This is a genomic window from Arthrobacter sp. AG258, from assembly GCF_004364695.1.
GTDB lineage: Bacteria > Actinomycetota > Actinomycetes > Actinomycetales > Micrococcaceae > Arthrobacter.
Genome location: NZ_SOBI01000007.1, coordinates 267070 through 277099, shown reverse-complemented (window position 1 = coordinate 277099; position 10030 = coordinate 267070). Strand labels below are relative to the sequence as shown.

General features: G+C 60.9%; 5 protein-coding genes. All 5 read right to left on the bottom strand.

What is annotated here, in order from left to right; genetic code table 11:
* A partial coding sequence (locus DFO47_RS16305; protein ID WP_133832314.1) for a Gfo/Idh/MocA family oxidoreductase occupies positions 1–863 on the bottom strand: 863 nt, incomplete at its 3' end.
* 1421 nt (positions 864–2284) lie between these two features.
* Complete coding sequence (locus DFO47_RS16300) at positions 2285–6238, bottom strand: Tat pathway signal protein (RefSeq protein ID WP_133832313.1); 3954 nt, start codon at positions 6236–6238, stop codon at positions 2285–2287.
* Positions 6239–6365: 127 nt separating this feature from the next.
* Positions 6366–7994: a hypothetical protein gene (locus tag DFO47_RS16295; protein ID WP_133832312.1), complete on the bottom strand. Its 1629-nt coding sequence runs from the start codon at positions 7992–7994 to the stop codon at positions 6366–6368.
* Positions 7995–8041: 47 nt separating this feature from the next.
* Positions 8042–8980 carry a carbohydrate ABC transporter permease gene (locus DFO47_RS16290; RefSeq protein ID WP_133832311.1) on the bottom strand — a complete coding sequence of 313 codons (939 nt, stop codon included), beginning with the start codon at positions 8978–8980 and terminating at the stop codon, positions 8042–8044.
* Positions 8977–9849, bottom strand: coding sequence for an ABC transporter permease subunit (locus DFO47_RS16285; RefSeq protein ID WP_243835509.1), 873 nt, complete (start codon positions 9847–9849; stop codon positions 8977–8979). Before DFO47_RS16285 ends, DFO47_RS16290 begins: the two co-directional genes overlap by 4 nt.
* Positions 9850–10030 lie beyond the last annotated feature (181 nt).

Sequence of the window (10030 nt, the reverse complement as noted above, 5' to 3'; positions counted from 1 at the left end):
TGGGTGCCGTCCACCTGGAATTCCACCAGTTCGTCGCGGTATACCCGGACGGCCCAGGAGGAGTTGATCTGGCCGATGACGTCGTCCCCGGCCGGTGTCTCGAGTTCGAAGATGCCGTAGGAGGCGTCGTCGGCGGTGGCCTTGTACTCCTTGCCGGCTTCGTCCCAGCGTGCCGGGATGTGGGTGGCGGTCTTGGCGTTGACGCTCTTGACCTTGCCGATGATGCCTTCGAGCACGTAGTTCCAGTGGCAGAACATGTCGGTGGTCATTCCGCCGCCGTCTTCCTTGCGGTAGTTCCAGGACGGGCGCTGGGCCGCCTGGACGTCGCCCTCGAAGACCCAGTAGCCAAATTCGCCGCGGATGGACAGGATGCGGCCGAAGAAGCCTTCGTCCACCAGCCGGCGGAGCTTGACCAGGCCGGGGAGGTACAGCTTGTCGTGGACAACGCCGGCGGTGACGCCGGCTTCCTTGCCGATGCGGGCCAGTTCGATGGCCTCTTCCAGGGTTTCGGCCGTCGGCTTCTCCGTGAAGATGTGCTTGCCGGCCAGCATGGCCTTCTTGAGGGTGGCGGCGCGGAGGCTGGTCATGGAAGCGTCAAACACGATGTCCACGGTGGGGTCCGCGATGACCGCGTCCAGGTCGGTGGTCCATTCGGAGACCTTGTGCTTTTCCGCAAGTTCGCGGATCTTCGCTTCATTGCGGCCCACCAGGATCGGTTCGACCTGCACGCGCGTCCCGTCTTCAAGCGTGAAGCCACCGGCGTCACGGATAGGCAGGATCGACCGCAGCAGGTGCTGGCGGTAGCCCATCCGGCCGGTGATGCCGTTCATGGCAACGCGGATAGGTTTCTTTTCCGAGCCCATAAATCCTCCAGGGTGAGTGAGCATTTTTATTGAGGTGCATAGATGTGGCGCATGAAAGGCGTGGAGAGTCATCTTCGAATCGTTGCCTGCGTTTTGCAGGCGCATCAGTTTGCTACCGACAGACATCATGAGTCAGTGCGGTGATCGGCGGGGCTCTGTGCCGGCATCTCACTGCAAAAATCCGAAAGCTGCCCAAGCCGTTGTCCGCAGGGATGAGCCGGGAAATGCGGAGCTGCCAAGGATAGCTGGTCGCTTGCTTCCCGTTTTGAAACTGGCCGGTTGATCGCAGCCAGGGGCCCTTAGGGCTGTTCCTGCCCGTCGGGACTAGCTGCAAAAGTTCCGGTACTCGGAGAGCTTCTCTGGAACCGCACTACTCCATATCTAGGTGTCGCAGACGGTGTAGCCGCAGGGGACGTCCGGATCGGTTAGCACCTGGTATTCCCCGGGTCCCAGCCGCATTACCCTGAGGCCATGCTGCATTGCTAGTGCATCGGGGATAGCAGCTTCAACGGCAGCACTTAGCGCAGCCTCAAGCGCTGCGACTTCAACGGCTGACACGCGACGAATGGTTGATGTTGTTGAGCTCATTTTTCTCCTGCGGATGAGGGGTGTCCGTCAGCAGTTGGTCCGGCTGAAACGGCGGCCAAGCGAGCCGGAACTTCGTTGCTTGCGCGCTGTATAAGTGGCCGCTGGCTGTCTTTTTTACATAACTGCTTTTCCCCCGATGCCCCTTGGACAAAATTTGCGGCGTGACACTTCAGTCATACGGGCTCCTATGGCCGGTGACGGGAAGTAAGACCAGCTGCGGCGACCGAGCCGCTAACACAGAATATGATATCGATTTCAGAGATGCAAGTCACAATTTTTCGCTTTCGGCGCTTCCGGGTTCACCCGCCCTTCGGCTGTGCCTGGTCAGGATGCTCACCTCCGCGGATCAGCGCAGCGCTCGGATGGCCTCGACGAAGGCAGAGTCTCCTGCGACTGGCCGCCCGAGCACCAAGAGTGGCTGCAGCTTGACCAACCTGGTGGAACAGACCGCACGGTCTTGTTCCAGCCACGGGCAAAGGACGGAAAACCCATGGAAACTATCGAACGCGGAACCGGCTCAGGGACCCTCAAAGCGTTAGAACTTTCGCTGCCAACGGAGAGCGTGCCCTGGTTGTCCTCAATAGCGGCGACGCGACCGCCAGTCCAACGAGAACGGCTTCATCAACGGCGCCGCCTTGAACGTCAGCGCTCATCAGGCTCTGGTCCTCATAAAGGCCTCGTGAAGCCGCGAACGCGAAAGGATTAGCTGAGGCGTGACTGTGACAGTCCGCCTCAGCTAACCTTCAGAACTCAAAACTGACACAGCGCACAAAAAGGCCGGTGGAAATGGCATCATCACCCGTCAACACCGGCCTTCCTGCATCCCAGCAAGATCACGTCCCTTCGCATGCACCCCGGTCCGGGCCGTCAGGAATTCCCAGCAGGAACTCACTGCTACCGACAGACCGGCCGCCTGGCCCCCTGCCAACAACCTTGTACCTGCAAGGCCTTGAGGGCGGGGGCAGGATAATGGAGGTCTGCCACAGACTCTCGCCTGCCAATGACGTGCCATCCTCATCAACACGATAAACATCGAAGACGGTCACCGCCTTGGGTTTGGTCCACATGAGCTGAACGCTCGATCCCCCGTAGGCAGCCGTCAGCACCGGGATGTCCCGCGGAAGGCAGGAGATGCCCACGGCCTCAAACACTGCGTCATCGGTTACACAGACGCCCGCGTGCACAATTTGCGCCATGGGCACTATGTCTAGGGCGGCCCGCTGCCACAACCTGCCATCAGCCGAAGCAAGTGCCGTGATTTGGTGGCCCTCAGCGTCGCGCTGCAGGCGGAGCCACGGCCGGGCAGGAACCGGCAGGCCGTGGACCTCCCGCGTGTAGGGGCTTCGCGTCTGCCCTCCGCCGGCGTCGTCCCCGGGGTTTCCTGCGCCGAAGTCTTCGCGGGTATCCAGGGTGCGTGTGCGCAGCACGAGGGAGCCGTGGTCGAGTCCGAAGAAGACGTAGCGGGACCGTCCTGTCAGGTTCTCCCGCAGCCACACCCCTGCTGTCGTTGCAGCATCGGTTAGACGGGCCGTGACCTGGAACGACCCTTCTGCCAGAGCCGTTGCGGCCGCCACGGCGTCGGCCTCGCCGCGCAGATACAGGTTCGCGTCATCGCCACCGGCAAACCCAGCGGCTGTTACTTCTCTGAATTCATAGCGGTCTTTGACGGCTGTGATCAGGGCAGCAGTCCCCCGCCCTATCAGGGCCGGCTGCAGGCTTGAGCCCCCGGTGCTCGGCAAGGCCGTACACCGCACCGGCTGGGAAGGCAGCCCGGTCCCAAGGGTGCCGTTTGCGGTGACGGTATAGTCAGCCGCTGTCTGGTCGTCGGCGTCAAAAATTGCCGAAGTACCCGGGATTCCTTGGGCCAAAATTTCCGGTTCGGAGTGTCCCCCCGTCCTCGCCACGGTGTAGCTGGACGCTCCTGCAACTGGTTTCCAGCTCAGCCCGATTTTTCCGTGCCCGGGCGTGGCGATGACCGCGGGGACGCGGGCGGGAGGGACAGGCGCACCGGATGGTGACATTCGTATTTTGAGGACGACGGCGGACAACGGCTGAAGCGTCAATTGACCGTTTGCCACGGCAAGACGTGCCCCGCTGACCAAGTCCTGAACGCCGGCTTGGTCGTGTTCGAAGGGCAACGTGACAGCAATGGAGCGCCTGTTTCCGTAGCTGGTCCGGGTGGTGTTGATCGCGATGAAGTACTCCCCCAGGCAGGCGGTGGCAAGCTCCGGATAGGCCGAATAGGGGTTGTCTTCGACGAAGTTGTCGCGCCGGATCTCCCCGGCGCCGTGCTGGGCGGCCACGGGGAGGAGTTCCCCGGTGAGGGCGAAAGGCCGGCCTTCTATAACTTCGTCTTGGGCCTTTTGCCGGTATTCCTCACGGGTTGTGCCGCGGATGGCCACGTAGCTGTTGGTCATGTCGACGTCGGCCTGGAAGTGGAGGAGCTGTTCGGTGCTTCCGTACTGCAGGTGTGCCCTGCTTGCGCCCGACATTCCAGTGTTTCGTTCCAGCAGGTTTGCAAAGAGGTGGGTGTCGCCGTCGCGCGCAGAGACCAGCAAATTGTCGATGTCGACCCACGCGAAGGAGGTGTTGTCCCAGCCCGGCTCAACGCCGAGTTCCTTCAGCTCGTGTGCGGAGAAGGCGTCCAGATGCGCATGGGGCAGGATGCGGCCGGCACCGGTAGACCCGAGAAGGGCTTCCCTGCCTCCGGTGAGGTAGTGGAAGGTTTCCTGGATCCGGAGATCATATTTGAGCTTACGGTCGAGCCAGCGCCGCTGGAATGAGTCAAAGAATTGCGTGTCCAGTAGTTGCTGTTGGGCGTAACCGGTCGCTTCCCTTGCATACTCGCGGTAATCTTCCCATTCCGGTGCGGAGTACCGGTCCGGGTTCCGTGCCATGAATTCTTCCAGCGCCGCGTAGCGCAGGGCGGCGCCGGATTCTTCGTCGGTGCCGTAGGCCGGGCGGCCAGGGTAGTCGCTGTTCCGGTCGTCGATCACCTGCTGCATGAACATGGCCCGGTGTCCCGCCGCTGTTTGTCCCTGATACCGGGTGAATCCCCGCGCGTGCAGGTTCTTCAAGGCCACTTTCAGGATGTCGTCGTTCAGTTCTTCGTCGCCTGAGTGTCCGAGAGTTCGAAAGAACCAGCAGGGGAAGTAGTTTGTTGATTCTCCGTACACTCCGACGTAGCCGTTTTCACGTGTAAGCCCGGCCAGGGTCAGTCCGTAGTAGTGTGGCCCGTACGGCATCCTGCGGACCTGGCTGCCGTCGTCGGTGAGTTTGCTTTGGGCCAGGCCCTTCATGATGATCTGGGCGTAGTCTTCGGTGTATTCGGCGTTGCCGTCGTGATGGAAAAGCGAGTGATGCACCTCCAGTTCGCGGCCGTCGGGTCCGACCAGCACTTCCTCGCCAGGGAACGGCGCTATCCCCAGGAACTCGCGGACGATGTGGTGGCTGCGTTCCTTTCCCTGGTAGAAGGGCGAGCCAATGATGCGCAGCCCTTCGTGCGCTTTCCAAGCACCTTCGTAGGTGTACATCACTTGGTTGTAGATGTAGCTGAGCCGGGAGCGGGCGAAATCAAAGTTTGCTTTCAGGACGCGTTCCCATGCCGCCTTCCGCGTCAGTGGGCCGCCGTCCCAGCCGGTGTCCGCAAGTGAGGTTCTGCCCTCTGTGCTGCCGGTGGAAAATGGCTCCGTCAGAAGAGATTCGAACTCTTCGGAACCGTACACGTCCTGGTCAGCAATCAGGTTCTCGACGATGTACAGCGCCTCACCGAGGGCCGCATAGTAGCCGCCCCAGTCTGATTGGTGTCCCCCCGTTCCGAGCAGGAGGACGTTTCCGTAGTATTCACGGGTGTAGTGGTCGATGGTTGCAAAGATCCGCCGTAGACCCTGCCGCTTATGCTCCTTGCTTGTGGCGGGTGACCATTCCAGCAGGAGCGCTTCGGCATAAAAGCGGAGGTCGTCCTCGTACCTGCTGATCGGCAGCGGCTCGCCCCGATCAGTACGGGCTTCCAGCTCGTTGAAGTGGTTCTTTTGCCACCGGCGGAAGCCGTGCACCATCGCGGTTTCCTGCTCAAGCGGCGCTCGTTTTGGCTTGAGGTAGGAAGGCTGCGGTGCATTGTCTGCTGAGGAGTGCGGGCCGGCCAGCAGGGTTGAGGGGGGCAGTGCAGGGACGGTGTGTGTACCGGCGGAGAAAAACCGACGCGAGATATTGGTGGCCTTTTCAAACCCAGTCTCTCCCGCGAGGGTCCGGTAGGACAGGGCGTATGTCCTCAGGGTGATGTCGACGATCTGCTGCCCGGTGGTTGAAGCCAGCGGAAGCGCGGCGGTCGAATGGAAGAACCGGCCGGGGAGGCCGCCCCGTGTTCCAACGTTGATTGGCTCGTAGTCCCCACCGGTTCGGTACGCTGCCTGCTCGCCGTTAACGAGGACCAGGGTCTTATAGGCCGATGAATCCTCGCCCCAGAACTTGACCGTCAGGTAGTTCTGCTGGAGCGGGTCGACCTTCATCGTGAAGCGCAGGTCTGCGAGCCTGGTCGCTGCCGGTTGAAGCGGCAGTGCTATCCTGGCCGGCTCACCGGGTTGCCCGATGAGTGTCGTGTCAGCACCCGTGGGGAGCACGCGGATGTCAACATCCATGCCATCTTCGATGACGATGCTCGCCTCACTGTTGAGCGCGTGCTCGGCTTCGGATTGTTCGTGGCCGAAGTGTACGAAATCAAGCCAGTGGTCGGGGTGAGCTCCTCCGGTGTCCTGCGCGTGGGCGTTCAGGCCGATGGCGGATGACATGGGGTCCTTTCGGGACTAATAATGCGGATTGGAGTGAATAGATGTTGGCCCGGGTCGCCGTCCGGTGGCCTGGTGCGCGGGAAAGGCCTTCCACGAGACCGTTTCCCGCACGCCGCCTGCGAAGGGCCTACGCAGTGGCGAAGGCTTCCTCGAATTCCTTGCGCGCCTGGTCTCCCCCGGCAGCCTTCCATGCCGGAACCAATTCGGACTTGATCGCCGTCACGGGCTTACGGCCGAGCACCACGTCATTGATGGCGGTAGTGATCAGCGTGTTCAGCTGGGCCTTCTTGTTGCTCCATGTGTCGGAGAAGAGAACAAGGCTGGGGTCATTGATCAGCATGGGTTCCGTCTTGGTCTGGAATTCGTGGATGAGCTTGGTGCCCTCCTCGAAGCCGGGGTTGAACTGCGGTATGGGTGCATTACTGAGGTAGCTGAAGCTGATGCCTTTTTCGGTTTTTGCCAGGTCCGTGGGGGTGATGACGCCGTTTTTGTCTGTCCAGTGGAGGTCCTTGACACCGTAGGTGACGTTGAGGTGTTCCTGGCTGCCAAAGGGCGAAGCCATGTAGTTGGCGATTCGAAGCATTTCCTTGATGCGCTCGGCGTCGTCGGTCTTTGCGAATGCGGTGAAAAACCCGTACGGGCTGCCGGCATGAAGTACGGCTGACTTTCCTTCAGCGGCGGGGGCCACCCAAGGCGCAACCTTGGTGCCAGCTTTGACCGCTGCAGCGTACACACCGGGCCAGCCGGTGGCGCTGCCAAGAGTGGTGGCTACGTTGCGGGCGGCAAAGAGCCGGTTGCCATCCTCCACGGTGATCCCGTCGGGATGTATTGATCCGTCCTGTTTGACCTGGGCGGCCCACGCCAATGCCGCTTCGAACTCTTCGGTTTCGATCTCGTGGGTGAACTTGCCGCCCTCTTCACGCCAGTTGTTTGGAGATCCATTGCCAAGACGCCCGTAGTACGCGGCGGAGAAGGGATTTGAGACGCCCCAGAGAGACTTTCCGGGGTCGGTCACGGCTTTGAGTGCCTTCCGGAGGTCTTCGAGGTTCTTAGGCGCTGCCGTGACACCGGCCGCGTTGAAGCTGTCGGTGTAGGCAAGAATGGGAGCACCGCCCGTCGGCCGCGGGCAGGGGACGCCGTAGATGCCGCCGTTGAAGACGGTTGCCTGCCACGCCTCGGTGGGGATGTTGGCCAGGTTCGGGTAGTCCTTGATGGCATCGCCCGAGACGTGGGTTGTGATGTCGGTGAATTTGGACTTCAGGAGGGCAGGCGTCTGCGGGATCGGGTAGTTGCTGCCGAAGGTGACCATGTCGGGTATTTGGCCGCCGGCGACAACGGTCTGGACTTTCTGCAGGAACGAGTCCGCAAGAGTGGTCTGGACGTCCATGTCTGCGTTCAGCTCCTTGTTCATGAACTGCCAGTATTTGTTCTGCTCTTTCGCGGTTCCGACCGCTCCAAAGGTCAGGGTGAGGAAGCTGAGGCTATTGCCGTTGCCCGGGGCAGCCGCCACGGTCTTCCTCAGATTATCGAGGGGATACTTGAAAAATCCGGCCTGGATCGCGGCGCCCTTGCCGGGCAGATCCGCCTCAACCAGGGAAGAGGGAATATAAGCGGGGAGGGCCACTTTACTGTTGGCAGCAGTGTTGCCGGTGGAGGAACCACCGCTGCAGCCGGAGAGAAGCCCGGTCCCAACTGCTCCTCCCAGCAGGACGGCTGCGCTGAGGAACCCACGTCGGGATGGTTTGAGTGCTGTCATGTTATTTCTCCTTTGAAAAGTGATGCGGGCCTGGCCCGAAGCGGGGGTCAGCCCTTGACGGCTCCGGTGAGCATGCCTTTGGCGAAGTGTTTTTGCAGGAAGGGGTAAACGATCAGGATGGGCACGATGGAAACCACAAGGATGGCCATCTGCAGTGCTGCCTGTGGAGGTGGTACGGAGCCGTCGAGGGACTGCTGGTAGGTCTGGCCCTGCACAACGAAGGTGCGCAGAACGAGCTGTAGAGGCCATTTGGAGTTGTCGTTGAGATAGAGGACGGCGTTGAAGAAGGCATTCCAGTAGCCCACTGCATAGAAGAGGGAGACCACGGCGATCACAGCACGGGACAACGGCAGAATAATCTTGTTAAGGATGGTGAACTCCGAAGCGCCGTCAATCCGTGCACTGTCGATAAGTTCCTGTGGGATGTCCATAAAAAAGGACCGCACAACGATCACATTAAAGGCGTTCACGCAGACCGGAAGGATCAGTGCCCAGTAGGAATCAATCAGCCCGAGTTCTTTCACCATCAGGTAGGACGGAATCAGTCCCGGAGCGAAGAGAAGGGTAAAGAGGACGGTCATCAACAGCGGTTTCGCGCCCAGGGTCTTGGGCCGGGCCAACCCGTATGCGAGGGCCACGGTCGTCACAATGCTGATGAATGTGCCGACCAGGGTTACCCCGGTGCTGACCAGCACTGAGCGGGTGACAACCCCGCCGGAGAATATTTGCTGGTACGCGGCAAAAGTAGGCTCGGTAGTCCACAGGACGAATCCGCCGGCCTGCCGGACCGTCTCCTCATTGGACAGGCTTGTTGAAATCACCGCAATAAAAGGCAGAATCACCAGCACGCAGGCGAGGGTCAGGACGACAGCCTTCAGAGCTTGCACGGCCGGGCTCGGCCTGCCCATCCACATCGGACGCTCGGTACCGGCAAGTCGCCGCTCCCGCGCCGAGGCCTTGCGCTGGGTAAGAGTGGAATTGGTCATGATTGGTATACGCCCCTTTCGCCGAACATGTGGGCGATTTTGTTGGCTCCGAGAACCAGGGCCAGGCCCACGATTCCCTTGACCAGTCCTACTGCCGCGCTTACACCCCAGGCGCCGCCGATGACGCCGTTGTTGAATACGTAGGTATCCAGTACTTCCGAAACTTCCAACCCGACGTGTTGCTGCTGGAGGATGATTTGCTCGAACCCGACCGTCAGGGCGTCGCCCAGACGGAGGATGAGCAACAGGATGATCAGCCCGCGCAGTCCAGGGAGCGTGACGTGCCAGGTTCGGCGCCAGGGGGAGGCCCCGTCCACTGCGGCCGCTTCATGTAGGGACTGGTCGATTCCAGCCAGCGCCGCCAGGAAGAGGATGGTGGCCCACCCGGTGTCCTTCCAGATCACCTGGGATGTGATCAGGACCTTGAAGAGGTCCGGGTTGCCGATGATTGACACTGTAGCCATGTCCGCCGAGCGGAGCATGGAGTTCAGTAATCCGCCCCCGCCGAGCATCTGCTGGAATATTGCCACAACGATGACCCACGACATGAAGTGCGGCAGGTAGAGGATGCTCTGGACCCATTGCTTGACCCGATTGGAAATGAGGCTGTTCAGGAGCAGGGCCAGTGCGATAGGTGCGGGGAAAACCAGCACCACCTGGAGCAACAGGATGATGAGCGTGTTACCCAAGGCCCTCATGAATGCGGCGTCGCCGTTGAAGAGAACGGTAAAGTTCTCGAATCCCACCCAGGGGCTGTCCCAGATGCCAATGAACGGCTGGTAGTCCTTGAAGGCAATGACGTTCCCGAGGAGCGGCACGTAATGGAAAGCCAGGATCAGCAGAATGCCTGGTGCGGCGAGGAGCAACAAGGGCCAGTCGGTGCGAAACCGCGCCCTGAAAGTGCTTTTAGTCCTGGCGGGGCCACGAGCCTCGGCTTGTGGACCTGGCCCAGTTTGCTGATCCTGCGTCCGCGCCGGATCAGCCAAAGAGCTGGTTTTAATGTTGGACATAGTTCCTGACGCCTTCGTTGGAGACGGAATTTGCTGAGCG

What these genes read in the sequence shown, in the direction of transcription:
- DFO47_RS16290 (WP_133832311.1), bottom strand. Translation starts at nt 8,980, where the DNA reads ATGACCAATTCCACTCTTACCCAGCGCAAGGCCTCGGCGCGGGAGCGG.
- DFO47_RS16300 (WP_133832313.1), bottom strand. Translation starts at nt 6,238, where the DNA reads ATGTCATCCGCCATCGGCCTGAACGCCCACGCGCAGGACACCGGAGGA.
- DFO47_RS16295 (WP_133832312.1), bottom strand. Translation starts at nt 7,994, where the DNA reads ATGACAGCACTCAAACCATCCCGACGTGGGTTCCTCAGCGCAGCCGTC.